The 24,605-nt window shown below is 56.8% G+C and carries 21 protein-coding genes; 14 read left to right on the top strand and 7 right to left on the bottom strand.

Annotation, left to right across the window (positions count from 1 at the left end; all coding sequences use genetic code 11):
* The first annotated feature begins 2 nt into the window (after positions 1 to 2).
* The 7 genes from CLV88_RS06435 to CLV88_RS06400 all read left to right on the top strand — a co-directional run bounded on the left by CLV88_RS06435 (position 3) and on the right by CLV88_RS06400 (position 7,230).
* On the top strand, positions 3 to 854 hold the full coding sequence (locus CLV88_RS06435) for a shikimate dehydrogenase (protein ID WP_106607549.1): 852 nt from the start codon (positions 3 to 5) through the stop codon (positions 852 to 854).
* Between the two features lie 13 nt (positions 855 to 867).
* Positions 868 to 1,680, top strand: coding sequence for a citryl-CoA lyase (locus tag CLV88_RS06430; protein WP_106607548.1), 813 nt, complete (start codon positions 868 to 870; stop codon positions 1,678 to 1,680).
* Between the two features lie 246 nt (positions 1,681 to 1,926).
* Complete coding sequence (locus CLV88_RS06425; RefSeq protein ID WP_106607547.1) at positions 1,927 to 2,790, top strand: sugar phosphate isomerase/epimerase family protein; 864 nt, start codon at positions 1,927 to 1,929, stop codon at positions 2,788 to 2,790.
* A gap of 27 nt (positions 2,791 to 2,817) precedes the next feature.
* Positions 2,818 to 4,227, top strand: coding sequence for an aldehyde dehydrogenase family protein (locus tag CLV88_RS06420; RefSeq protein ID WP_106607546.1), 1,410 nt, complete (start codon positions 2,818 to 2,820; stop codon positions 4,225 to 4,227).
* Positions 4,227 to 6,020 (top strand): thiamine pyrophosphate-binding protein, encoded by a 1,794-nt coding sequence (locus CLV88_RS06415; RefSeq protein WP_106607545.1) that lies wholly within the window; start codon positions 4,227 to 4,229, stop codon positions 6,018 to 6,020. The genes CLV88_RS06420 and CLV88_RS06415 overlap by 1 nt, the downstream gene beginning before the upstream one ends.
* Before the next feature lie 150 nt (positions 6,021 to 6,170).
* Entirely contained in the window at positions 6,171 to 6,509 is a 339-nt protein-coding gene (locus CLV88_RS06410; protein ID WP_106607544.1) for a CHAT domain-containing protein, read from the top strand.
* Positions 6,510 to 6,756: 247 nt separating this feature from the next.
* Positions 6,757 to 7,230, top strand: a complete 474-nt coding sequence (locus CLV88_RS06400) for a hypothetical protein (RefSeq protein ID WP_106607542.1) — start codon at positions 6,757 to 6,759, stop codon at positions 7,228 to 7,230.
* On the opposite strand, the gene CLV88_RS06395 is transcribed toward CLV88_RS06400, so the two are convergent.
* The 3 genes from CLV88_RS06395 to CLV88_RS06380 form a co-directional block, all read right to left on the bottom strand.
* A complete protein-coding gene (locus tag CLV88_RS06395; protein ID WP_165798820.1) occupies positions 7,220 to 7,570 on the bottom strand; it encodes a hypothetical protein in 351 nt (116 codons plus the stop codon). The genes CLV88_RS06400 and CLV88_RS06395 overlap by 11 nt on opposite strands.
* A gap of 497 nt (positions 7,571 to 8,067) precedes the next feature.
* The gene (locus tag CLV88_RS06385; RefSeq protein WP_106607539.1) at positions 8,068 to 9,276 is read right to left on the bottom strand and encodes an NAD(P)/FAD-dependent oxidoreductase; all 1,209 of its coding nucleotides are present in this window, start codon (positions 9,274 to 9,276) and stop codon (positions 8,068 to 8,070) included.
* 195 nt (positions 9,277 to 9,471) lie between these two features.
* Positions 9,472 to 10,056 carry a TetR/AcrR family transcriptional regulator gene (locus CLV88_RS06380; protein WP_106607538.1) on the bottom strand — a complete coding sequence of 195 codons (585 nt, stop codon included), beginning with the start codon at positions 10,054 to 10,056 and terminating at the stop codon, positions 9,472 to 9,474.
* Between the two features lie 110 nt (positions 10,057 to 10,166).
* Between CLV88_RS06380 and CLV88_RS06375 the strand changes: the two genes are divergently transcribed.
* A complete protein-coding gene (locus CLV88_RS06375; RefSeq protein ID WP_106607537.1) occupies positions 10,167 to 10,760 on the top strand; it encodes an NAD(P)H-dependent oxidoreductase in 594 nt (197 codons plus the stop codon).
* Between the two features lie 42 nt (positions 10,761 to 10,802).
* Here the strand turns inward: CLV88_RS06375 and CLV88_RS06370 are convergent, their stop codons facing one another.
* Positions 10,803 to 11,948 carry a saccharopine dehydrogenase family protein gene (locus CLV88_RS06370; RefSeq protein WP_106607536.1) on the bottom strand — a complete coding sequence of 382 codons (1,146 nt, stop codon included), beginning with the start codon at positions 11,946 to 11,948 and terminating at the stop codon, positions 10,803 to 10,805.
* A 13-nt stretch (positions 11,949 to 11,961) separates the two neighbouring features.
* A complete protein-coding gene (locus tag CLV88_RS06365) occupies positions 11,962 to 13,017 on the bottom strand; it encodes a saccharopine dehydrogenase (protein ID WP_106607535.1) in 1,056 nt (351 codons plus the stop codon).
* Positions 13,018 to 13,239: 222 nt separating this feature from the next.
* Here CLV88_RS06365 and polA point away from each other — a divergent pair, with 222 nt between their 5' ends.
* On the top strand, positions 13,240 to 16,035 hold the full coding sequence (gene polA / locus CLV88_RS06360) for a DNA polymerase I (protein WP_106607534.1): 2,796 nt from the start codon (positions 13,240 to 13,242) through the stop codon (positions 16,033 to 16,035).
* Positions 16,035 to 16,376, top strand: a complete 342-nt coding sequence (locus tag CLV88_RS06355) for a hypothetical protein (RefSeq protein ID WP_106607533.1) — start codon at positions 16,035 to 16,037, stop codon at positions 16,374 to 16,376. Before polA ends, CLV88_RS06355 begins: the two co-directional genes overlap by 1 nt.
* Here CLV88_RS06355 and CLV88_RS06350 read toward each other — a convergent pair.
* Both CLV88_RS06350 and CLV88_RS06345 read right to left on the bottom strand, forming a co-directional pair.
* Positions 16,357 to 17,118 carry a hydroxypyruvate isomerase family protein gene (locus CLV88_RS06350; RefSeq protein WP_106607532.1) on the bottom strand — a complete coding sequence of 254 codons (762 nt, stop codon included), beginning with the start codon at positions 17,116 to 17,118 and terminating at the stop codon, positions 16,357 to 16,359. The genes CLV88_RS06355 and CLV88_RS06350 overlap by 20 nt on opposite strands.
* 88 nt (positions 17,119 to 17,206) lie before the next feature.
* Positions 17,207 to 17,800: a DUF1285 domain-containing protein gene (locus tag CLV88_RS06345; RefSeq protein ID WP_106607531.1), complete on the bottom strand. Its 594-nt coding sequence runs from the start codon at positions 17,798 to 17,800 to the stop codon at positions 17,207 to 17,209.
* A gap of 66 nt (positions 17,801 to 17,866) precedes the next feature.
* Between CLV88_RS06345 and CLV88_RS06340 the strand changes: the two genes are divergently transcribed.
* From CLV88_RS06340 to CLV88_RS06325, 4 genes are read left to right on the top strand one after another with little or no spacing between them, the layout of a single operon-like run.
* Complete coding sequence (locus CLV88_RS06340) at positions 17,867 to 18,874, top strand: AAA family ATPase (protein ID WP_106607530.1); 1,008 nt, start codon at positions 17,867 to 17,869, stop codon at positions 18,872 to 18,874.
* Positions 18,871 to 19,743 (top strand): DUF58 domain-containing protein, encoded by an 873-nt coding sequence (locus CLV88_RS06335; RefSeq protein WP_106607529.1) that lies wholly within the window; start codon positions 18,871 to 18,873, stop codon positions 19,741 to 19,743. The genes CLV88_RS06340 and CLV88_RS06335 overlap by 4 nt, the downstream gene beginning before the upstream one ends.
* The gene (locus CLV88_RS06330; RefSeq protein ID WP_106607528.1) at positions 19,740 to 22,484 is read left to right on the top strand and encodes a DUF4159 domain-containing protein; all 2,745 of its coding nucleotides are present in this window, start codon (positions 19,740 to 19,742) and stop codon (positions 22,482 to 22,484) included. The genes CLV88_RS06335 and CLV88_RS06330 overlap by 4 nt, the downstream gene beginning before the upstream one ends.
* Entirely contained in the window at positions 22,481 to 24,526 is a 2,046-nt protein-coding gene (locus CLV88_RS06325) for a hypothetical protein (protein ID WP_106607527.1), read from the top strand. Before CLV88_RS06330 ends, CLV88_RS06325 begins: the two co-directional genes overlap by 4 nt.
* Positions 24,527 to 24,605 lie beyond the last annotated feature (79 nt).

Genomic DNA, 24,605 nt, shown 5'->3' with positions numbered 1-24,605 from the left:
AAGTGAAAGCCGCACTTATCGGAGATCACATTGGCCCATCGCTAACTCCAGCCTTGCACGAAGCTGAGGGTGCGGCGCTTGGGCTTGGGTATCACTATGAGCGGATCGATACAGGCGGAACCCAATTGGATGGGCCAGCATTACGTGCGTTGCTGACAGAAGCGCAAGCCAACAAATATTGCGGTCTCAACATCACTCACCCGTACAAGGAGCTTGCAGCGACATTAGTAGACCATCTTGAAGGGCCAGCGCGTGATCTTGAGGTGATCAACACTGTGCTTTTCCGTGACGGGCGATGGATTGGCCATAACACGGATTATTGTGGGTTTCGAGGAGCGCTGTTGGGTGGGATAGGTAGGGTAGAGGGGCAAAATATCCTGCTTTCGGGGGCAGGCGGTGCAGGACGCGCCGTGGCATTGGCCCTTGCGGATTGCGGGGCCGCGCGTGTTTGCATTTTCGATCCAAAACCTGGCAAGGCTAAAGAGGTCACATCACGCCTGTCGTCTTTGAGACCGAAGACCCACTGGTACGCCAGTAGCATCCTTGACGCTATATCGATGAACACCATTTCCGGCTTTGTGAACTGCACACCGCTGGGCATGGCCAGTCATCCCGGTATGGCAATTGACCCAAGCTTGTTGCCACCAGACGCCTGGATCGCTGATATTGTTTATTTCCCACCGGAGACTACACTCCTCAAAACAGCACGTCGTCAGGGCCGGCCTGTCATGAACGGTACCGCTATGGCGCTATGGCAGGCGGTGGAGGCCTTTGCCCTTATTACCGGTCATGCGCCAAATCATGACCGCATGGCGCGACATCTGAACACGCTTCTTGAAACCAACTTGACCTAAGGACAGCAGACCCATGAGCCTTGAAAATACAGAGGAGCACGCGATCCGCCATTGGTGGCGCACCTCGATTATCGACATGAAACCCGGTCAAATCGAGTTTCGCGGCCATCCCATTCAGGATTTGATTGGCAATGTCGGGTTTGCGCAAATGATCTGGTTGATGACGCGTGGTGATCTGCCAAGTAAAGCAGAGGCGGATCTTTTTGAATGCGCGCTTGTCGCTGGTGTGGACCACGGCCCCCAAGCGCCCTCTATCGCTGCGGCCCGGATGGCAGCCACTTGTGGGGTTGGCCTTAACAACGTTATGGCCACCGGTGTCAATATGCTGGGCGACGTGCATGGTGGTGCAGGGGAACAATGCGCCGAGCTTTATCTCGACATTGCCGAACGGATGGACGCTGGTGTCAATCTAAATGACGCAACGCGAGATGGCATCGCCCATTGGCGCGAAACATATGGCAAGATCGTCTCGGGCTTTGGTCACCGATTTCACAAGCCGGTTGATCCTCGTGCGCCTCGCTTGATGGCTATGGTTCGCGAGGCTGCCAGCACTGGTACAGTAGATGGTATGTTTGCAGATATCGGCGAGGCGGTACAGGCCGAGATCGGCCGTCAGCGCGGCATCGAGATTGCCATGAACATCGATGGCGCCACGGCCGTGATCTTTTGTGAGCTTGGCTTTCCTCCACCGCTGTCACGCGGATTGTTTTGTCTGTCGCGGTCAGTTGGTGTGCTGTCGCATGGTTGGGAACAGATGCAGCAGGGCGGGCGAAACAAAGGCCCTATGCCGCCCCGTTTTCTACCGCTGTACGAAGACAAAACCTGAGATGAGAGCAGGCGGATTTCGAGTTTAGGCCAAATGCCATCCTTGTACGGACATCGGTTGGGTAATGCTGTTCGCTAAGTTTCTGTAAAGGATGATAAAATCCGGAGCAGGGTGAGTTGTTTCTGGGAGGTTATTCGAACAATTCGATGAGTCCAAATAGCCAGGCAGAAAAATATTGATGTTTTATAAAATGTCTGATATTTTTTAAAACGTAGGTTGATATAAGCCTGATTATTGGACCCCGAAATGCTGCACCTAAACGACCCGCTTTATTCGTTGGCACATCTAACACTGATCAATTGCACCCCCGCAGAGCTGGTCTATGTCGCGGCGCGGGCTGGATACGACGCGATCAGCCCGCGGTTCATCCCAATGAATGTTCCCGGCGAGTTTTCTCATTCGCCCTTGGAAAAAGCGCAGGTGCAAGCGACCAAGACCGCTCTGAGCACAACTGGACTTAAGGTGCTGGATATCGAGTTAGCGCGCATCACCGAGGATTGCGATCCCCGATCATTTGAGCCCGCACTTGAACTGGGGGGGGAGCTGGGCGCAGGGCACATGATTATGTCAGCTTGGACCACCCGGCGTGACGACCGCAATTTCTTGCTGGATGTGTATGCAGAAACATGTGACCTAGCCGCGCCCTTTGGACTGACCATTGATCTTGAGTTTCCGTCATTTTCGCGCCTGAGAACATTGGACGAAGTGCTCGACATCGTGCGGGCAGCGGATCGACCCAATGGTGGCATCCTTGTCGATACCCTTTATCTGCATTTGTCGCGCGTAGATCTTGGTGAGTTGCTGCATGTGCCGCCCGAGTGGCTTCATTTCCTGCACATTTCGGACTGCCTACCCGGTATCGCGGACACTCGCGAAGGCATGATCCAGTTGGCGCGTGATGCACGGCTGTATCCCGGAGAAGGTTGGATCGACTTTTCCGGTGTCATTGAGCGATGTCCGCCTATGAATTACTCCATCGAACTCCCTAACCAGAGCCGTGTGGCTGAGCTTGGCTATGAAGAGCACGCGCGGCGCTGCCTGACCCATGCAAAACAGACCTTTGGGTCTGCCCGCTCAAAACGCCGCGAAGTCAATCGACTGGCGGCCTGACCCTATTCAGAAAACAGAGGATGCCTCATGGCACGAGAATTGACAGAACAAGAACGCGTTGAAGTCGCGGATATGATTGCGCGCGCCCGCAACGCCATGGCTGAAATCGAAAACTGGAGCCAAGAAGATCTGAACCGCTTGAGTCAGGCAATTGCTTGGTACGCCGGAAACGAAAAGACCTTCACCCGACTTGCACAGCAGGGCGTAGATGAAAGCGCCATAGGTGACCGCGAAGGTCGCCCCGGGAAACGTTTCAAAATCCATATGGTTTTGCGTGATGTGCTGCGCACGCCCTCGACCGGCGTTGTAGAAGTGGATGAGGCCAAAGGATTGGTCAAATATGCCAAACCTGCAGGGGTGATTGCCTCGCTGGTGCCGATGACCAATCCGGCGATGACGCCTCCTGTCACAGGCGTGTCCTCGGCCAATGCGCGCAATGCGGTGATCTTTTCGCCCCACCCGCGCACCGCTCAGACGACGTTCGAGATGGTCGAAGCCATGCGCGCGGCCTGTGAAGCGGTGGGCGCGCCAAAAGATCTGTTCCAATCCATCCGACAGCCTTCGATCCCGATGACGCAACACCTTATGGAGGAATGTGACTTGACGCTCGCCACGGGCGGGAAACCGATGGTCAAGGCGGCGTATTCCTCAGGGCGTCCGGCGTATGGTGTCGGCGCTGGCAATTCATCTATCGTGATTGACGAAACCGCTGATCTGGACATCGCCGCGATGAACACTCGCATTTCGAAGACCTCTGACTTTGGATCGGGCTGCTCGGCTGACGGAAATATCATCATCCAGAAATCGGTCTATGGCGACATGGTTGCCGCTCTTGAGGCTGAAGGCGGTTACCTGTGCAACGCAGAAGAAAAGGCCCTGTTGGAACGCGCCATGTGGGATGACAAAGGCAACCGCACTTTTCCGACCATCGCTTGCAAACCACAGCAAACAGCTGATTTCGCTGGGTTCTCGATCCCCGAGGATCGAAAATTCTTGATGGTGGAAAATCAGGGACAGATCGGAGCTGAGCACAAGTTTTCAAAAGAAAAGCTGACTACGCTGATGGCGCTTTATCATTTTGAGACCTTTGATGACGCGTTGGACACGGTCAGCCAGATTTATGCCATCGGCGGTAAAGGCCATTCCTGCGGAATCTACAGCCACGATGATGATAATATCGACGCACTTGCCCGTTGCGCGCCCGTTAGCCGCATGATGGTGCGCCAGCCGCAATCCAAAGCCAACGCTGGCGCCTGGACCAATGGTATGCCGATGACCTCTTCGCTGGGTTGCGGCATCTGGGGTGGCAACATCACCAACGAAAACGTCACTATGAAACACATGATGAACTACACTTGGGTTAGCCGCCCGATCCCCGAAGATCGCCCTTCTGAGGAAGAGCTGTTCGGTGAGTTCTTTGGTCAGGAGGTCGCGTAATGGACGGTTCACACGTAAACACTAAAACGGTCGCTGAACACCTTGTTGACTATTTGGAACAGCGCGATATCAAGCATATCTTTGGCCTCTGCGGTCACACAAATATCGCGGTGTTGGCGGCGCTTGCTGAAAGCCCGATCGAATTTGTTAACGTGCGTCACGAGCAGATTGCCAGCCATGCCGCAGATGGATACGCGCGTGTGACCGGAAGGGCCTCGGTGGTGCTCTCTCACCTCTCGCCGGGACTGACCAACTGTGCCACCGGAGTCGCGAATGCAGCGCTTGACTGTATTCCCATGGTTGTCATCGCCGGGGACATTCCCACTCACTATTATGGCAAGCACCCCCACCAAGAGGTGAACTTGCATGCCGATGCAGCTCAGTACGAAATCTATCGCCCGTTCGTGAAACGCGCATGGCGCGTGGACCGCGCCGACTTGATGGCCGAAATTCTGGAAAAAGCTTTCCATCTTGCCGAAAGTGGTCAACCCGGTCCGGTTCTGGTCAATGTGCCGATGGATATCTTCTCGGAAGTTATCGATGGGTCGACCTTTGATCGCGTGACGCAAAACACGCGGGCGTTGCTGAAACCTTCTCTGGATGACGAAACCGCGCGCAAAATTATTTCGCGGCTGGCTAAAGCGGAAAACCCTGTAGCCTATGTTGGTGGCGGTATCCTGTTGGCGAAAGCCTCGGAAGAATTGCGCGAGCTTGTGGACCATATGGGGCTGCCTGTTGCGCATTCTTTGATGGGCAAAGGTGCCTTGCGCGATGACCATCCGCTGGTCATGGGTATGACGGGTTTCTGGGGCACGGAACTGGTAAATCAGACGTGTTTGAATGCCGACTATATCCTAGCTATTGGCACCCGATTCAAAGAGGCCGACTGTTCCAGTTGGTATCCCGGTTACACGTTCAACATTGGTGGTAAGGACGACAAGACCAAAGTTATCCATATCGACATTGAACCGTCGGAAATCGGTCGCAACTACCCCACCGAAATCGGGGCTGTGGCCGATGCCAAAAACGCTCTGCGCGTTCTGGCGCGAGTGGCAAGGGAAATGTATCCCGACGGATTTCGGCGCCCCGGTCTGGCGCAGAAGATCGCCAATTTCCGCTCAGCGTTTAAGGCCTCGAATGTGGCTAACCAGACGTCTGATGCGTTCCCGATGATGCCTGAACGCATTTTGGCCGACACGCGCGCTGCGTTGCCGGATGACGCGATTATTACCACTGATGTGGGCTGGAACAAAAACGGCGTTGGCCAGCAGTTTGACATCTTGACCCCAGGATCGATCCTGACACCCGGCGGTTTTGCCACCATGGGATTTGGTCCTCCCAGTGCAATTGGCGCTAAGACCGCAGCACCAGAACGCGTGGTGCTGAGCCTTGTTGGAGACGGCGGTTTTGGCCAGAACCCGGCTATGCTGGCAACAGCAGTTGAACAGGGCTTGGGTATCATCTGGTTGGTGATGAACAACAATGCCTTTGGTACCATTGCTGGCCTACAAAAGGCTCACTACGGCCTGACCTATGGAACATTGCATCCCGGCGAAGCCGGTGCACCTGAATTCGGTCCCGACTATGCTGTGATTGCACGCGCGTATGGAGCCGATGGCGTGAAGATTGAGAGCGCAGAACAGCTTAAACCCGCGCTTGAGGCCGCAATTGCCAGCGGAAGGCCAACAGTTCTGGATGTCGCGATGATCAATAACCCGACGCCTACAACCGGCCACTGGAATATCCTCGACATTTATAGCCCAGACGAAGATGTGAGCCACGTCGCAACCTAGGAAATCAGGGCCAACCTATGCCCCGTTCGGTTGGCCCCTGTTGCAACAGGTTGTTAACGGTCATAGCTGTTAGCAGCTGATCCCCCAAAACGAACGCCCTAAAAGTTTCTTTGTGAACTTGCTGCTCAGGCCGGTCTGGTTGGTGCTTTTATGGGGTATGAACGGGTGATGCCGCACCCGTTCAAGATCATGCACATTGCAGCACACAGAATATTGCAGGAGTCTGCTATTGGACAACGGGCAGGGCTGGTCCTATCGGGCGGGATCGGCCTGACCTCTGCGGAATTGCGCAATATGCGGTTTGTTCCCAAGTTTGTGTTTCTCAATTGTTGCCATCTAGGCTGCTTGGAAGAGAACGCCTCTCCGATCGCGGCGAACCTGTCGCAGACGCTGATCGGGAAAGGTGCGCGCGCGGTCATTGCGGCGGGTTGGGTCGTGGATGATGGGCTGCGTTGCTGTTTGCCAAGGAGTTCTACGACAGCATGTTGAACGGAAATCGATTTGGTGATGCAGTTCATCACATGCGTATGGCAGTGTTTGCGCGGTTCGGGAACAAAGCGAGTTCCGTCAGCGTGCGCATTATTATTCCGCCGCTCATGCCCGCAAAGCGGCCATCAATATCGAGCGCGACGTGGGAAGTGTGCTTCAGACGCGGGATGGTCTCGTTTCTGAAATAAATGCGATCTACGACGCGGCCAAACCTGCGTGGCATGACAATGCTGAGTGATGCGAATCCATGGGGTGGGCCAATGCAAAGCTTGACGCCTATCCGCGCGCGATTTCGGTGTTGGACACGGCCAAACGATTGTCCCGATCTTTTGCGACGATAAATTTGATTGAACGACTTGAGAGCTTGAAAGTGCGCGCTGCTACCCACGATTGGTACAGGTCAGAGCATGGGTTTCGTGCAGCGAATGAGGCGGGCCGGGTATGTGCTAAGCAGGCATTCAATGACAAGAGGAAGGTGCAAAGGGAAACAGCTTACAGTGCGCTCAAATGCCTCAAAATGCTGGATGAGCTTGCCGGGACGTCGGAGGAGTCCGCGTTGACGGAGCGCAGGGAATTGCTGAGGGTCACTGTTTCAAAACGACTGGTTATGACGGCGCGGGATGCGCGGTTGCGGACTAGCGGGTTGAATGAGATGGTGTGTTTTATGAGCGATCAACGGATCTGGGCGCGCGCATTACCTGAAACAGCATCTACCCTATAATTGGCTGTCCGGGCTTGTTGCGCTCGGAGAGACGCATGTTGTAGGAGATCCAATCGAAACCGTGTTTGCCCGGCTGTTGGCGCAAAGCAAAGCCGAAGAAGATTTCAATCCGACTTTGGGGACAGCTGAATTGCCAGATGAGCCAGATATATTGCGAGGCCTGCTTGTTCAGCCAAAGCAGCAGGACGCCATTTTCCAGAGTTTTGAAGCAGGTTTTCGATATGCCTAGAAGCTGGACCTGCGGCATGAGAGTTTGCCAAAGCCTATCAGGATTGGTCCGAGTCCGCTGAAATACTTGGGCTGCATCGTCCAGATCTTCACAGTTTTCTTGCCACGGCACCGGATGCTCTGGACTTTCTTGCTACGCTGTCAGTGCCCGCCCATTTGTGTCGTGATTACGATCGGCAGAAGGCGTCTTGGACATCCGTTAAAGGTACTTTTTGGAGCTATTGGCGGACCCTAAGCTGATGTTGGCTGGGCGCGATGATGCAGAGCGCGTGAGCGTTTTCTTGTTCGCAGCGGCGGTAATTGTGCAAAGGACCAAGTACGGCAGGATCATCGATTCAGATTATAACACGTTGGCGCGGAGTGTGGTCGAGTGGATTTCGTCCCAACGGCCCAAATATGCACTTTCGCACGAGTTGGAGCAGTCTATCAGATACATAGGCCAGTCCGAGAGATCGGAGAATGATCCGCCGGAGCAGTATGTCTTGCACTGGTTTTGCTGTCCGCGTGCAAATGTGCGCGTTTGAGGCAGTGACCAGCGGCCTCAGGGCATGCCGCTGCCCCGAGGGTGGACGTCTTGGAATTGATCCGAATGCAAATCGTTAGGCTGTTTCAGGCTTTCAGTAAGTCTTTGGCCGGGAAATCCGGGTTGCGGACATTTGCGGGATCGGGAGATTTGCCCGCCTCGATCAGACGTTTGGCTACCATATAGGCGCGTGGGTCGTTCATGGCGTCCACGGCGAGGAGCGTGTCGCCATGATAGTACCAGAAGGACGCGGTTTTGCCCTCGCCTTGGCGGGTGACAATTGCATCGTAACCGGCATTCAGGCCTGCAATCTGAAGTTTGACGTCGTATTGATCGGACCAGAACCAAGGCGTCGCAACGTAATCCTTTTCGGCACCCATGATGTTTTGCGCGATGACAGCGGCTTGGTCAATTGCGTTTGGGACGCTCTCAAGACGAATGCGGCCGCCCTTCCATGGGAAGCTGGCGCAATCGCCAGCCGCCCAGATGGAGGGATCTGAAGTGCGGCCTTGGGCATCGGTCTTGATGCCATTTTGGATGTCGAGCCCGGCGGCCTCGGCCAGTTCGGTGCCCGGTGTCACGCCAACACCCACAATGACGAAATCTACCGGAATGTCGGTGCCGTCGCTGAGCTTGGCGCTTGTTACTTTGTCGTCGCCTTCCAGCCGGTCGAGACCGATGCCTTCGCGAATTTCGACACCGTGACTGGTGTGTAAGTCGCGGAAGTAGGCGCTGGTTTCTGGAGCAGCGACACGTTGCAGAATACGATCGGACATTTCGACCAGGGTGACAGAAACACCAAGCTTGGTGGCGACGGCGGCCGCTTCGAGTCCGATATAGCCGCCCCCGACGATCAAGGCACGGGCACCTTGTTTGAACGAAGGCGCCATGCCATCCACGTCGGCGAGGTTGCGCACCACGTGAACGCCCGCTAGTTCGCCGCCTATCGCGGCGGGCAGGCGGCGCGGTGTCGCGCCTGTGGTGAGCACAAGCTGGTCATAGGATATGACATCATTGGCGGTACGAATGGTTTTGGCCTGGGCATTGATCGCGGTCACACGGGTCGACAGGCGCAGGGTGATATTCTGGTCTTCGTAAAAGCTGTCAGGGCGTAATTGCAGGCGCTCTTTTGTCATGTCGCCAAGCAGATAGGCCTTGGAAAGTGGAGGGCGCTGGTATGGTGGGGTGGGTTCGTCCGACAAGAGTGTGATCTGGCCGTCAAAGCCGTGTTTCCGTAAATTTGCAACTAGGCTCTCACTGGCTTGGCCGCCTCCGACCACAACGATATGGGTCATGTCTTTCGTTCTCCGTAGATTGGTTGGGGCGTGCCCCAAAGGTGCTGCCACACGTTATTTCGCTTTGAGGTGCGCTCTGCAACGAAAACCTTACGGGGATGAGTTAACATTTTGCGCCAGAAAGGAAGATGAACCGCGGTGTTCGTTTTGCAGATGTATGGTGAGGGATCGGTAGGTCGGACAACTTTGTCCGACTTACGAGACGGTGCGCGGTTGGAGCCATGCGTCAAGGTAGAGTGTCAGGCGCGCGCGCAAGTCGGTTTCATTGTGTAGCGCGCAGAACATGAGCGACATGGCTTGGATCGCAAAGGCCATGACGCCCTCTGAAATCAGATCGGGCTTTATGTCGGTGCGAAAATTACCATGAACAAACCAGGGTTCAATTACTTGCGCATGGCGTCCAAATGTATTGGCGATCGGTCCAATTTCTGCAACTGCGGCAGCGCCCGAATAGCGAAGGATGACGTCAAAGACATATCGTTCGCAGGTCATATACCGCATCATCGGCAAAAGTGCCTCGACGATTTCGACGACGGTTTGCGGCTCTGGCAGGGCTTCGAGCTGGTCGAGATGTGCGTCAATGCGCGCACCGATCAGTTGGTCCATCAGCGCATCTTTGTCGCGGAAATGGGCAAAGAAAGTACCCTTGGCCACACCTGCACCTTTTACGACCTGGTCCACGCGTAGCCCTTCGTATCCAACATCCTCGATCACTGCTTGGGCAGCGGCCACCAGACGGGCGCGGGTTTCTAAGGTGCGTTGCTGTTTTGCTTTGGTCATGAGGGGATTCTAATTTGATTTGTGACCGTGGTCAAATTTTTTATTGACCACGGTCATTTTTTGCTCCATAAACTGACCGCGGTCAATTTTAGAGATTCATGGAGAGATCAATGATTAGGAAACGCGTTTTTGTCTTGAATGGGCATCCGGCAGCGGAATCGCTTACCGGGAACATGGCAAAGGTTTATGCAGACGCTGCGGCACGGGCCGGGCATGACGTAAGATTGGTGAACCTGCACGATCTGCAATTTGATCCGGACTATGGTTTTGGTGGGTACGTGAACAAGAAACCGCTGGAACCGGCCCTTGAACAGGTGATGGCAGATATCGAATGGTCAGAGCACGTGGTCGTTGCGACACCCGTTTGGTGGGGAGGTGTTCCGGCCAAGCTTAAGGGTTTGTTTGACCGGGCGCTTTTGCCGGGTTTTGCATTTGATACGCGAAAGACCACACGCATGGGCCTGCCAGCGCCATTACTGGGCGGGCGCACGGGCCGCATTTTGATGATGTCTGATACGCCGGGCTGGTTATTCCGGCTTTTATACCGCAATGCGTTGATGGTGCAGATGCGGGGGCAAATCCTAGGGTTTGTCGGGATCAAACCGCTGCGGATCAGTCAGTTTAGTGGCGCCAGCCATCCCAAAGACGGCGTGGTTAAGAAATGGTCGCGCACTGTCGCGCGGATCGGTGCGGCGGCAGCTTGAAGAGTGTTTGGGCGCGGCTGATAATGGACCGCGCCCCATTTTTCAGGCGTCGAGATGGTCGACAATGGCTAAGTGCTGCGCCAGTTCGTCAACCTGAGCGAGCCACGCGTTAAACAGCGCCGGATCGCTGGGGGCGGCATGAACGCCGGGTGCAATTTGACCGGCCAGCACCGCTTCGACTGCTAGCGAGACCGGAATGGAAACCAGTCGTGCCATCGCTGTGCCGGTCTCGTCCCCCCAAGCGTCCATGACATAGGTTTTGTGCCAAACTTCTGCGCCATTGCTTTCGGCTTTGAGACCAACACACAAAACAACGCGGTCTGGTTCGCCATGGTCATATGCGTTTTCAGCCCAGAACTGATCTGACATTTCCTTGAGGCGTGTGTCGCCTTTGGGTCCGGAGAGGGTTTCGATCTCGGCAAAAACATCGCGCCATGCTGAGGACCAACCGTTCAGGCGCAACGTACCACGCACGAATTCTTTTACGTTCCAGTTCTGATCAAACTTATAATCCTCCATAAAGGGGATCGAGTCGCGGTTTGGGTAGACTTCAAAACTTTCTGGAGTTGGCAGAGGTGCTTTGTATGTGCTGATCGCGTCCCATGGGCGGGCGACGTCGAGCGGCGCGTGATCGCGAATTGAGCGCGATGGGGATCGCAGGGCCTTGAGCACGCCTAGCGGCGACCAGCTAAACTTGTAGCGGAAAGGGTTTGGTATCTTTGGGATGCCACCGCAATATGAGATGAAGCTGATGTCGTTGGTCGGATCGAACGCGTCCGAGGTGCGGTAGTCAGCGACGAGGGCGTGCGCCATGAGGTGGTCGATACCGGGATCGAGGCCGACTTCGTTGACGCAGGCAATACCTGCCGCTGCTGCCCTGCTGTTGAGGGCCTTCATTTCCGGTGCGATGTAGGAGGAGCTGACAAAGTTCGCGCCTTTTGCGATGCAGAGTTCAGCCAACGGCACATGCCAGTCACCTGGTAGCATGGAAACAACAACATCGCCGGATTTGAGATCAGCCGAGAGTGTTTCAATGTCGAATGCGCGGATTACGTCGGTCAGATCACCAACCGCGTCCTGCGCCTTATCTATGGTACGGTTCCAAACGGCCACATCGTGACCTGCTAAGATGAGACGGCGCAAGCCGGGGATAGCGGAAAGGCCAGTGCCACACCAGTGGATGGTCATGTCAGGCTCCTTTTCAGAGGTCTTTGGAATGCGTGATGAAATCGGCTTCGGCGCGGGTCCAGACGGCTGCAGACAGATCAGAGACGTCGCGCAAAGTTTCGAGCAGTTGCACGGCGTAGTCGTAAGAGGATTCGACCGGCAACATGGATGGCAAGTTGTCGATGGCCATCACGTCGAGAGGCGGATTCTGAGAGACGCGCAACGCCGGGGCGCCCCAAGTCGTGGCGCGATCATAGACGGGAACGGGGTTATAATCGCTGTCGGGATCACACGCGACGTCGCCGATCGCGGTCAGCGCACGCGAAGCGGTGAGGGCGGATTGTGGAACAAATACAGGTGTTCCGTGGCGAGCAAAAATGCAGTTCAAGAACAAGTCGTGCGCGAGGATTTCGGGGAACGGGCCACCTCCTGCTGTTTCGGCCATGTCCCATTTTGTTACGGAACAGCCCATGGCGGTCAGCAGGTCGGCGGCGCCAGTGCCCACACGGCCCATGGCGCCAATGACGATTGCGGAAGGGCGGATTGAACCAATCGCGTCGAGTTCGCCCAAGAGATCGGTAAGCAATGCGTCTTTGCTCGAGTAAACGCCAACGGGGCCGCAAATTTCTCCACGTTGCTGTGCCGCCCAGCATTTGAGAGTGACAGCAGCACCGGCATAACCGGCCCAATAGCCAAATGCCGCGACACGGCGGCCAGAATCGTCAACAAGGTACTCAAGATCGTAAAGCGTACCGCCACCGGCCTTGAATCGTTTGAGCAAAGCCTTACCCGAGTGTTGGCCCTTGTAAGCGTGGCCAAACATGATGTGGCGGTGCGGCAGCGGTGTGCCATCTTCGGGCAATTCTTTGAGGCCAAAAATAACGGCGTCAGATGGGGCAGATGGCCAGCTGTTTTCGGGTGCAATCTCGCATCCTGCGGCGATATATCCGTCAATTGGGATCGCGCGCACTGAGCTTTCTTCAATAGTGACGCGAATGCCGGCTGCCATTAGGGCCTTGGCTCCGTCAGGTGTCAGGCCAACGCGTTCCTCGTTGGGCCGTTGCTCGGCCCGGACCCAGAGATGTGTCATGCTCAATCCTTTTTAGACGGGTGACACAAGCGCTCTTGGGGCTGTTCGTCAAGTCCCTGACTAGGTATTCCCCGTGATTTCCCGGCATTTTCAGTGATTTCGAAACACTCCGGAAAGTCGCCTGTGGCACTGGGCTGGCTCTGGTTTTATCGTCCTTTGCATCTGGCGCCGCCCTGCCCAGCATGGCACAACAGAGACCGAACCAGAATAGGAGCGTGCGAGATGAGTTTTGGCAAAGGGTGTCACCTGCACCTGATCGACGGGTCGGCCTTTATTTTCCGCGCGTATCACGCGTTGCCACCGTTGACACGTAAGTCTGACGGACTGCCTATTGGTGCCGTGGCAGGGTTTTGCAACATGTTGCACCGCTATGTCGAAGGTAATACCGGCCCGGATGCGCCAACCCATGTTGCCGTGATTTTTGACTATTCGGGCAAATCGTTTCGCAACGAGATGTACGATCTTTATAAGGCCAATCGCCCTCCGGCGCCCGAAGATCTGGTGCCACAGTTTCCGCTCACTCGTGATGCGACACGAGCGTTTAATATCGCGTGCAAAGAGGTCGAGGGTTTTGAGGCGGACGATATCATTGCAACCCTTGCACATCAGGCGCGCGATGCTGGCGGGCGGTGTACGATTATCTCATCCGACAAGGATTTGATGCAGCTGGTCGGTGGCGGCGTCGAGATGTTGGACGCGATGAAGAACAAGCGCATCGATGTCGATGGTGTGCGCGAGAAGTTCGGTGTTGGACCAGAGCGGGTCGTCGATGTTCAGGCGTTGGCTGGGGATAGCGTCGACAACGTGCCTGGTGCGCCGGGTATTGGTATCAAAACGGCGGCATTGTTGATCAACGAGTTCGGCGATCTGGAGAGCCTTCTGGATCGGGCTGAGGAAATCAAACAACCCAAGCGCCGCCAGACGCTGATTGAAAAGCGTGATCAGATCGAATTGAGCAAACGTCTGGCGCAACTGGATTGCGAGATGGAGCTGGATTTCTCGCTTGAAGATCTTGAGGTGCAAGAGCCCGAAGCGGACACTTTGCTGGGGTTTCTGGGCGAGATGGAATTCCGCACTTTGCTAAAGCGGGTTGCGGACCAGCTTGGGGTCGAGGCACCAGCGATTGCGGAGCCGTCCGCCGCCGAGGGCGCCGGTTCCTCTGAGGAGTTGGCCCCGATTGATCCGGACGCATATGAATGCGTGCGGGATGCATCCGCGCTTGAGAGTTGGATCGCGCAATCCTATGCGCGCGGCTATGTGGCGGTGGATACGGAAACCAACTCGCTGAACGAGATGGTTGCTGAACTGGCCGGAATTTGTCTGAGCGTTGAGACAGGCAGTGCCTGTTATGTGCCGGTGGGGCACAAAAAGGGCGCGAATGATGACCTGTTTGGCGGCGAGGAATTGCAGCCCGGTCAGATGGGGTTGAACGATGCGCTGGCGCTGTTGAAGCCGATGCTGGAAGACCCATCCGTGCTCAAGATTTTCCAGAACGCCAAATATGATTGCAAGATTTTCAAGCGATACGGTATTGATGTTGCGCCAATCGATGACACGATGCTGCTGAGCTATGCGATGCACGCGGGCGAGCATAACCACGGTATGGATGCGTTGAGCGAGCGGTATCTCGAACACACGCCGATCCCGATCAAGACGCTGCTGGGCACAGGTAAGTCGGCCATTACTTTTGACAAGGTACCAATCGAGGATGCGGTAAAATACGCCGCAGAAGATGCGGACGTTACGCTTCGTCTGTGGAAAATCTTTAAGCAGCGGTTGCACAGTAAAAAGGTTACGACTGTCTATGAAACGCTGGAGCGCCCGTTGGTGCCTGTTTTGGCCGAAATGGAGATGCATGGCATCAAGGTGGATCGCGACACTCTAAGCCGGATGTCGAACGCCTTTGCCCAGAAGATGGCGGGCTTGGAAGCGGAGCTTTATGAGTTGGCCGGGCACGAATTCAACGTTCAAAGCCCGGCGCAGGTGGGCGCGATCTTGTTTGAAGAAATGGCGTTGGAGGGCGGCAAGAAGACCAAGACCGGTCAATGGTCGACTCCGGCTGATGTGCTGGAAGACCTTGCCGCGACCCATGATTTTGCCGCGCGGGTTTTGGATTACCGCCAGTTGCAGAAGCTCAAAAGCACATACACTGATGCACTTCAGGAGCATATAAACAAGGATACCGGGCGTGTGCACACGTCCTATGTGCAGACCGGCGCGAATACAGGGCGCATGGCGTCGAGCGATCCGAATCTGCAGAACATTCCGGTGCGCACCGAGGAAGGTCGGCGCATTCGCGAGGCGTTTGTGAGTGAGCAGGGCAAGACGTTGATCAGTCTGGACTATAGCCAGATCGAGCTGCGCATCTTGGCACATATTGCCGAGATTGATGCCCTGAAGGAAGCGTTCCGGGATGGGCAGGACATTCACGCTATGACGGCTTCTGAGGTGTTTGGTGTGCCGATGGACGAGATGACAGGTGAAATCCGGCGACGGGCAAAAGCGATCAACTTTGGCGTGATTTATGGCATTTCAGGATTTGGTCTGGCGCGCAACCTGCGCATTCCGCGAGGCGAGGCGCAGGACTTTATCAACCGCTATTTTGAGCGGTTTCCGGGTATTCGCACCTATATGGATAGCACCAAGGAGTTTGCTAAGGAACATGGGTATGTTCAGACGTTGTTTGGGCGCAAGATCCACACACCGGAGATCAATGCCAAGGGGCCACGTGCGAGTTTTGCCTATCGCGCGGCGATCAACGCACCCATTCAGGGCACTGCGGCGGATATCATCCGACGAGCCATGATCCGAATGCCTGCTGCCATCAAGGGCTTGCCCATGAAGATGCTGTTGCAGGTGCATGACGAACTCATTTTCGAAGTCGAAGATGACGCTATTGAAGATGCGATTGGGGCGGCGCGTGACGTCATGCAAGGAGCGGCGGAGCCAGCAGTAAAGCTGGATGTACCGTTGATCGTGGATGCCGGTCGCGGCCAAAACTGGGCTGAGGCGCACTAATGCCACATGCGGAGCTAAAGTATTCAGCTGATCTGGAGATTGATGCAGAAAAGGTGCTGCAATTGATCGAAGAGCGGATAAATGTGCACGATCCAGCAGCGGGTGAGTGCAAGGGGCGCGCGTATCCCAGCAACGTCTATCATCACACGCATATATTGGTTGAGTTGTCATTGCTGACAAAGCCACATCGGGATGCGGCGTTTTCGGAAGCATTGCGAGAGGATATTGAGCGCGCGATCAAAGAGTGTCTGTGTCAGCGATGCTATTTTTCGCTCGCGATAAAGTACAGCGACGCGCTGTATATGACCAACGTGTTCGACCCTAAATCGGCTGAGGTTTGAGCCAACCTAGACCTTTGATCGTGTTCCTGGCGGGGTGATATTCGGCGCTGACGTGGCCTGCGTATCCGGATGCATCCAGCTGCCTGAAGAAAGCGGGATAATCGAATGGGCCGCCCGATGGTTCGTGTCGATCAGGTATGCCGCCGATCTGGATGTGGCCGACGCGATGATTGTGCGTCTCCCAACATGAGGACACATCGCCTGTGATTTTGAAGGCATGGTAGGTGTCAAATTGCAGGGCGAGGTTGGGGGCGGACACCTCGTCAAGCACTTCGGCTGCCAAGTCAAAACAGCTCAGGAAATAGCCTGGCATATCATCTGAATTGATCGGTTCGATTGTTAGGCGTTGTTTGGGGGCAAATTCGGTCGCCCATTTCAGGTTTTCGATAAAGGTCGCTTTGGCGTCGGAACCCGCCGCGGCGCCTGCCATTATATGCAAAAGCCCGGCGCCCAAAGTGTCTGCGTATCGCAAAGAGCGTCGAAAATCGTGTTGGAAACGGTCCCTGCCACCGGGAATGGCAGCAAAGCCGCGCGGGCCGCCTGTGTAGTTGGGCGGAGGTGTGTTGATCAGGACAAGGTCAAGCCCATTCCGCCTTAGAGCGGCGAGTGTTTCGCGCGCTGGGCAGTCGTAAGGGAACAAAATTTCTACAGCATCAAATCCTGCCTCACGCGCTGCATCAAAGCGTTCTTCAAACGGGAGTTCGTTAAAGAGCATTGTGAGATTGGCGGCAAATTTTGGCATTTAAGTGTCCCTTTGAGGCGACGATAACCTAGCCGCTTTCTTCAAAAAAGAGACAATTTTTAACAGGTTATCAAAGCTGTTAAGGAGCTTAAATTTCGAGCGATTGACTTGAGATTATGGGAAAGAAAACTCCGCCCGAATGAATGCCGAACCAATCGGTTCCGTCGAGGGGTTGCGTTTCACCAAGTTCAATCAAGCGGTAGAAACTTTTGCGGTCAATGCGCGCTTCAAGACCGGCGCGGATCATCACGTAGGGGGAAGGTTCACCGGTTTGGGGATCGAGCGCGACGCGGATGGGGTTTTCAGGCCCGGCGGTGGCAAAATCGCCAACATTGGTTTCAAATTCCAGTTCCTGATTGAGACCTGCGTTTTTAATTTCAAAGTTGATCGCCACGAAAGGAGCGTCTTCGACGGTGATGCCAACCATTTCGACCGGAGTGACGAGAACATATCTGTCTTCATCCTTGCGCAGAATGGAGGCAAACAGGCGTACGAGTGCTTCGCGATTAATGGGGCTGTTTTGATAGAACCAGGTGCCATCGCGGGCGATGCGCATGTCGATGTCACCGTTGAACGGTGGATTCCATAGATGCACAGGCGCTGGTCCTTTGCCTTTTTGTGCGGCAAGGGCCGAGGCCGCGAGCCCTTCTGCGTCTGGTTTCACAGGAATTTGTCCGCTCATAGCTTTTGCCATTTCATCCATGCACGTTAAGTTTCGTATAGATAAGGAAGAGCAGGGAGTTTTGCCATGGCCGAAGACGTCGATTTGGTTGCAGATATTGAAGCACTGGGCGAAAAACTGGCGCAAGCCAGAGCTGCGATCACGCGGCGGTTTATCGGACAGGAGCGTGTGGTCGATTTGACGCTTTCCTCCTTGCTTTGTGGGGGTCACGCGCTGTTGATCGGGTTGCCCGGGCTGGGCAAAACACGGCTTGTGGATACGCTTTCGACGGTAATGGGGTTGCATGGGAACCGGGTGCAATTCACGCCGGATTTGATGCCTGCGGATATCCTTGGATCAGAGGTATTGGAGAAGGCAAAGGGTGGTGGGCGGTCGTTCCGATTCGTGCCGGGGCCGATTTTCTGTCAGCTTTTGATGGCGGATGAGATCAACCGGGCCAGTCCAAGGACACAATCGGCGCTTTTGCAGGCAATGCAGGAAAAAACTGTAACCGTCGCAGGTGAGGATCGACCGCTCGATGCGCCTTTCCATGTTTTGGCGACACAGAACCCGATTGAGCAAGAGGGTACCTATCCGTTGCCAGAGGCGCAGTTGGACCGATTTCTGGTGCAAATCAATGTACCATATCCCGACCGGGATACCGAGAGGGAAATTCTGCTGGCGACAACAGGTGTTGAAGAAGATGAAGCACATCAGGTGTTCACGGCTGACGAATTGATCGCAGCCCAGATGTTGCTGCGGCGGATGCCAGTGGGGGACAGCGTGATGGAGCTGATCCTTGATCTGGTGCGAGCGTGCCGCCCGGACGATGAAACGTCGAATGAAGCCATTAGGGAGCATGTTTCGTGGGGGCCGGGGCCAAGGGCGGCGCAGGCGCTGATGCTGACAGTGCGCGCACAGGCGTTGCTGCATGGAAGGTTGGCACCAAGTGCGCAGGATGTGATCGATATGGCGCAGCCGGTTCTGAGCCATCGAATGGCGCTGACCTTTGCGGCGCGGGCGCGTGGCGAATCCTTGGCCGGGTTGATCGAGGAAACAGTGCGCACGCTTGACCCGATGGGGGCCGCTGCGTGATTTCTTTCGCCCAGCTGCGCGGCAGCGCGGAGGAGCAGGCGGCACGGTTGCCGCCACTTTTGGCGCAGGCGGAACACTTGGCTGGCACTGTGTTGTTGGGAGAGCATGGCCGCCGTCGCGCCGGTATGGGCGACGATTTCTGGCAATATCGCCCGGTTCAGCCTGGCGACAGTACGCGGATGATTGACTGGCGGCGCTCAGCCAAGACCGGATCGCAATTTGTGCGGCAACGAGAATGGCAGGTGGCGCAATCCGTGATGTTGTGGGTAGATCAGGCGGCGTCGATGGGTTTTTCCAGCGACAAAGCCCTGCCTAGCAAGGGAGACCGTGCGCGCCTGTTGACGCTGGCGCTGGCGATCCTGTTGATCCGAGGTGGCGAGCGTGTGGGGCTGACTGGTACGCTGTTGCCGCCACGTCGGGGTGAGGGGCAGATCTTGCGCTTGACCGAAATGATGCTGCGCGACGAGGGTGGTGATTACGGCTCGCCCGAGGCGCGCGCAATGCTACCCCATGCACGTGCGCTGTTCGTGTCTGATTTCATGGGGGATTTTGACAGTTTTGAGGCGGCGCTGACGAAAGCGGCGGATCGTGGTGTGTTGGGGGTTTGCCTGCAAGTACTTGACCCGGCCGAGGAGAGTTTTCCTTTCAAGGGGCGGGCGATCTTTGAGAGTATGGGGCAGACGCTGAGCCATGAGACGAAAAAGGCGGATGATTTGAAAGCGCGCTATCTGGAGCGGCTGGCCGAGCGCAAGGAACGCTTGCGCGGCTTGTGCCGATTGACCGGCTGGCACTATGGAACACATCACACCGGGGAGTCTGCACAATCGGCATTGTTGTGGCTGCATCGGGCATTGGAGCGGCGCACATGATTTTTGGCCTTCCCATTGGATTCGCTGCGCCTTGGGTGCTGGCGGCGCTGGTCGTGCTGCCAGTTTTGTGGCTGATCCTGCGGGCGATCCCACCGGCGCCGGTGCGGCGGATGTTCCCGGGGGTCGTCTTGCTGCTTGGCCTGAAGGATGACGACACAGTCACGGATCGCACGCCGTGGTGGTTGTTGCTCTTGCGGATGCTGGCTCTTGCGGCAGTGATCGTCGGGCTAGCCGGACCGGTTTTGAACCCGGACGAGCCAAGCGATGGCAACGGCCCGTTGTTGATCGTGATGGATGCAAGCTGGGCGTCGGCGGCGGATTGGGAGGCACGGCGCACGATGGTTGAGGCGTTGCTGGACGAGGCCGCGCGCGAAGGGCGATCAGCGTCTTTGCAGCGGTTGACCGCGCCGCAAGAGGTGCGGTTTCAGCCAGCGGATGCGTGGTTGTCACGATTGGCGGGCGTGACGCCGATGCCGTGGGAGCCCGAAGCCGCGGCGGTTGCTGCGTGGGCCGAGGAACTGGCGGGGCAGGATTTTGATACGGTTTGGTTGTCCGATGGATTGGCGCGCGACGGCCGGGATGATGTTTTGAAGGCGTTGCAGGAGGCCGGGTCCGTGCGCGTTGTGGAAACCGGACGCGGCGTGATCGGGCTTCAAACGCCTGCGTTTGAGGATGGCAAGGTTTTGTTAACGGCACGCCGGTCAGAAAGCGCGTTGGAGCGCGGGGTGAGCGTGCAGGCAGTGGGCACTGATCCGGGTGGGTCAGAGCGGATTTTGGCGACTTTGCCAATGGATTTTGAAGCTGGCGAGGATGTGGCGGAGAATGCATTGGTGTTGCCAGCGGAGCTACGGGCGCGTGTGACTCGGTTCGAGGTTCAGGGGCTACGCTCGGCCGGTGCGATCAGCTTGACGGATGATAGTTTGCGCCGCCGCGAGGTTGCTTTGATTGCAGGGCGCGAGGATCGTGAGGGGCTGCAACTGTTGTCGCCGCTGCATTTCTTGCGTCAGGCTCTCGTACCGACGGCGGACATTCTGGAGGGTGCGCTGGGCGATGTTTTGCCGGCCAACCCTGATGTCGTCGTGCTGGCGGATGTGGCGGTATTGTCTGCGGGTGAAGAGGCGGCGTTGCTGGAGTGGCTGGATCAGGGTGGGTTGCTGTTGCGCTTTGCCGGACCGCGATTGGCCGCAAGCGAGATTAGCCGGACCGATGAGGATCCGTTGTTGCCGGTACGATTGCGCGCCGGAGGGCGCAGTGTTGGCGGCGCGATGAGCTGGGGCGAGCCAAAATCGCTGGCGCCGTTCAGCGAGGACAGCCCGTTTTTTGGACTGTCTGTTCCCGAAGAAGTGACGGTGACGGCGCAGGTGATGGCACAACCCGACCCAACTTTGGCGGAACGGGTGATCGCAAGCCTGAGCGATGGTACACCGCTGGTGACGCGCAAGGAGATCGGGCAGGGGCAGGTCGTGCTTGTGCATGTGACTGCAAATGCCGAGTGGTCGGGATTACCGCTGTCTGGGTTGTTCGTGCAGATGCTGGATCGGTTGGCCGTGGTGAGCAGCAACAGTGCGGATATGGCCGAGCAGATGGCGGGAACCAGTTGGCAGCCGCTCAAGGTTTTGGACGGGTTCGGACGGCTGGAAGATGGCCAGACCTTGCCCGGAGTGCCGGGCGAAGCGTTGCTGGAAGGCGCGTTGAACGCGGATGTGCGGCCCGGTTTGTACCGCGAAGGGGATCGATTGATGGCGCTGAACGTGGTGCAAAACGACGCTGAGCTGGTGGCAATGCGATGGCCTGCGGATGTGCCGGTAGAAGGGCTGCGCGGGGCGGTGAGCAGGGATTTGTCAGGCTATCTGTTGGCGGCAGCATTGATATTGCTGGCAGCGGATGTGCTGGCGTCGTTGGCAGTATCGGGGCGGCTTTGGGGTGCGCGTGTTGCGGGTGCTTTGATGGCACTGGTGCTGGTTGCCCCGGTGCATGAGGCGCGCGCGCAAGGAGCAGATGCCCATGCGCGCGATGTGGCGTTGGCGCATGTGCTGACGGGCAACCGGACAATTGATGATACGGCATTGGCGGGGATGCGGGGATTAAGCGAGACTCTGTTTTTTCGCACCTCGGTAGAGCCGGGAGAGCCTGCGTCAGTTGATCTGGAGCGCGATGAGTTGGCGTTTTACCCGATCCTTTATTGGCCGATCACGCAGGAGCAGCCGACGCCGAGCCGGGAGGCTTATGGCAAATTGAATGATTACTTACGCTCGGGCGGGATGATCGTGTTTGATACGCGCGATGCGGATGTGGCCCGGTTTGGGGCATCGAGCCCGAACGGGCGCAAGTTGCAGAGCCTTGCCGCTGGGCTGGATATTCCACCGCTGGATCCACTGCCTGCGGATCATGTACTGACGCGCACCTTTTATCTCTTACAAGATTTTCCTGGGCGTTATGACAGCCATGACGTTTGGGTTGAGGCCGCTCCACCGGATGCGGAGTTGATCGAAGGTATGCCGTTTCGCAACCTGAATGATGGGGTGACGCCAGTGATAATAGGCGGCAACGACTGGGCGGCGGCCTGGGCGGTGGATGCACGGGGCAACACGTTGTTGCCTGTTGGGCGCGGACGCGCCGGAGAGCGGCAGCGCGAGTTGGCCTATCGATTTGGGGTTAATATCGTGATGCATGTGCTGACCGGGAATTACAAAAGCGATCAGGTGCATGTGCCTGCGTTGCTGGACAGGTTGGGCCAATGACCGGACAGATCATGTTTGACCCGCTGGTGCCGGTTTGGGTGCTGATTGCGCTGGCGGTTTTGTGCGCGCTGGGTGTGTCAGTGGCGTTGTGGCGGGGGCTGTCGGGCTGGGCGTATCGCGGTCTTGCGGGGCTGGTGATTTTGGCGGCATTGGCCGGGCCGGTATTGCAGAGCGAGGACCGCGCGGCGTTGAGTGACATTGTGCTGATGCTGGTGGATCAGAGCGCGAGCCAGAAATTGGCAGATCGTGCCGAGCGCACGGAAGCGGCAGCGGAGACGTTGGCGGCGAGTATTGCAGGGCGCGAGAATACTGAGCTGCGTCGGATCAATGTGCCGGACGGGCCGGGAGATACGGGCACCGAAATGATGGCGGCACTGGCGGAGGCGATGGCACAGGAACCCCGTGGGCGGATTGCCGGTGTGATCGCGCTGAGCGACGGGATTGCGCATGATATGGAACGCGTGCCGGACGTGCCCGCGCCCTTTCATTTATTGCATACAGGTAAAGAGAGTGACTGGGATCGGCGGTTGAGCGTGACCAACGCGCCTGCCTTTGCCATTTTGGGTGAGCCGGTAACGCTGACCTTGCGGATCGACGATACCGGCTCTGCACCCGTAGCTGAAGACGGGCGTGCGCCGTTGGAGATTTCCGTCGATGGCGGGGAGCCAGACAGCTATATGGTGCCGGTTGGGCGCGATATAGAATTGCCTGTGACGCTACCTCACGGCGGGCGCAATGTGATCCAGTTTGTGGTGCCAGAAGCGTCGGGCGAACTGACTGACCGCAACAATGCGGCGTTGGTGCAGATCAATGGCGTGCGGGATCGATTGCGAGTGTTGTTGGTGTCGGGAGAGCCGCATCCGGGGGGGCGGACATGGCGCAACTTGCTGAAATCAGACGCGTCGGTTGATCTGGTGCATTTCACAATTTTGCGACCGCCAGAAAAACAGGATGGTGTGCCCGTTTCGGAGCTGTCGCTGATCGCATTCCCAACGCGGGAGCTGTTTCTGGAGAAGATCGAGGACTTTGATCTGATCGTATTCGACCGGTATCAGCGGCGCGGGATCTTGCCGTCGATCTATCTCGAAAACGTAGCGCGCTATGTGCGAGACGGCGGTGCGGTTTTGGTTGCGGCGGGACCGGATTATGCGACGGCAGATAGCCTCTATCGCTCACCATTGTCGATGGTGTTACCCGCCAGCCCAACGGCGCGGGTTTTGGATGAAACCTATGTGCCGAAGGTATCGGAGGCCGGACAGCGACATCCGGTCACGGCGGGATTGCCGGATCAGGACCACTGGGGGCCTTGGTTGCGGCAGGTCGATGTGAACCCGGATGCGGGCACAGTTTTGATGACCGGTTTCGAAGAGCGCCCGTTGTTGGTGCTGAACCGTGTGGATCAGGGGCGCGTGGCGCTTTTGGCGTCGGATCATGCATGGCTGTGGGCGCGCGGTTATCAGGGCGGTGGGCCGCAGCTAGAATTGCTGCGACGGTTGGCGCATTGGTTGATGGGTGAGCCAGAGCTTGAAGAAGAGGCGCTGTGGGCGGAAGCGACGGGGCAATCGATGCGCATCATTCGCCGCTCGTTGAGTGAAGATGTGGGTGCGGTGACGATCACGACACCATCGGGAGACATTGCCGAAGTGCCGATGGCCGAAGTTTCGCCGGGTCGGTTTGAGGCGTTTTATGACGGGCCGGAAATCGGGCTTTATCGGTTGCGAAATGGTGAGGAAGAGGCGGTGATTGGGCTTGGGCCTGCGGCACCGAGGGAATTTGTCGAGACGATTGCGAGTGACGCGGTTTTAGCTGGGTTGATTGAGGCACGAGATGGTGGGTCTTTTGCGTTGGAAGATGGATTGCCGAGTGTACGCAACGTGCGCGAAGGGCGACCGGCAGCGGGACGCGGGTGGATCGGTCTGACACCAAGAGAGGCATATGAAACGCTGGATATCGCGCGTACGCCATTGTTACCGGCCTGGGCGGTATTGTTGCTGACTGGTTTGATGATCGTGACAGGATGGCTGCGTGAGGGGCGGCGGTGAGTGCACGTTTCAGGGGCAACCCTTCAAGCCTTCGCGGGCATTCTTTTCCGACGGAGACAAAAACCGGTTCCCACCTGTG

This window comes from Shimia abyssi (genome assembly GCF_003014475.1).
Classification (GTDB): Bacteria; Pseudomonadota; Alphaproteobacteria; order Rhodobacterales; family Rhodobacteraceae; genus Shimia; species Shimia abyssi.
The sequence above is the reverse complement of the archived record's forward strand: the minus strand, read 5'-3'. Positions and strand labels throughout refer to the sequence as shown.

Coding starts and splice junctions, on each gene's coding strand:
- CLV88_RS06325 (WP_106607527.1), top strand. CDS start 22,481: ATGACCGGACAGATCATGTTTGACCCGCTGGTGCCGGTTTGGGTGCTG.
- CLV88_RS06430 (WP_106607548.1), top strand. CDS start 868: ATGAGCCTTGAAAATACAGAGGAGCACGCGATCCGCCATTGGTGGCGC.
- CLV88_RS06385 (WP_106607539.1), bottom strand. CDS start 9,276: ATGACCCATATCGTTGTGGTCGGAGGCGGCCAAGCCAGTGAGAGCCTA.
- CLV88_RS06340 (WP_106607530.1), top strand. CDS start 17,867: ATGGCCGAAGACGTCGATTTGGTTGCAGATATTGAAGCACTGGGCGAA.
- CLV88_RS06330 (WP_106607528.1), top strand. CDS start 19,740: ATGATTTTTGGCCTTCCCATTGGATTCGCTGCGCCTTGGGTGCTGGCG.
- CLV88_RS06380 (WP_106607538.1), bottom strand. CDS start 10,056: ATGACCAAAGCAAAACAGCAACGCACCTTAGAAACCCGCGCCCGTCTG.
- CLV88_RS06420 (WP_106607546.1), top strand. CDS start 2,818: ATGGCACGAGAATTGACAGAACAAGAACGCGTTGAAGTCGCGGATATG.
- CLV88_RS06400 (WP_106607542.1), top strand. CDS start 6,757: ATGGGGTGGGCCAATGCAAAGCTTGACGCCTATCCGCGCGCGATTTCG.
- CLV88_RS06370 (WP_106607536.1), bottom strand. CDS start 11,948: ATGACCATCCACTGGTGTGGCACTGGCCTTTCCGCTATCCCCGGCTTG.
- CLV88_RS06415 (WP_106607545.1), top strand. CDS start 4,227: ATGGACGGTTCACACGTAAACACTAAAACGGTCGCTGAACACCTTGTT.
- CLV88_RS06375 (WP_106607537.1), top strand. CDS start 10,167: ATGATTAGGAAACGCGTTTTTGTCTTGAATGGGCATCCGGCAGCGGAA.
- CLV88_RS06410 (WP_106607544.1), top strand. CDS start 6,171: ATGGGGTATGAACGGGTGATGCCGCACCCGTTCAAGATCATGCACATT.
- CLV88_RS06425 (WP_106607547.1), top strand. CDS start 1,927: ATGCTGCACCTAAACGACCCGCTTTATTCGTTGGCACATCTAACACTG.
- CLV88_RS06355 (WP_106607533.1), top strand. CDS start 16,035: ATGCCACATGCGGAGCTAAAGTATTCAGCTGATCTGGAGATTGATGCA.
- CLV88_RS06365 (WP_106607535.1), bottom strand. CDS start 13,017: ATGACACATCTCTGGGTCCGGGCCGAGCAACGGCCCAACGAGGAACGC.
- polA (WP_106607534.1), top strand. CDS start 13,240: ATGAGTTTTGGCAAAGGGTGTCACCTGCACCTGATCGACGGGTCGGCC.
- CLV88_RS06345 (WP_106607531.1), bottom strand. CDS start 17,800: ATGAGCGGACAAATTCCTGTGAAACCAGACGCAGAAGGGCTCGCGGCC.
- CLV88_RS06350 (WP_106607532.1), bottom strand. CDS start 17,118: ATGCCAAAATTTGCCGCCAATCTCACAATGCTCTTTAACGAACTCCCG.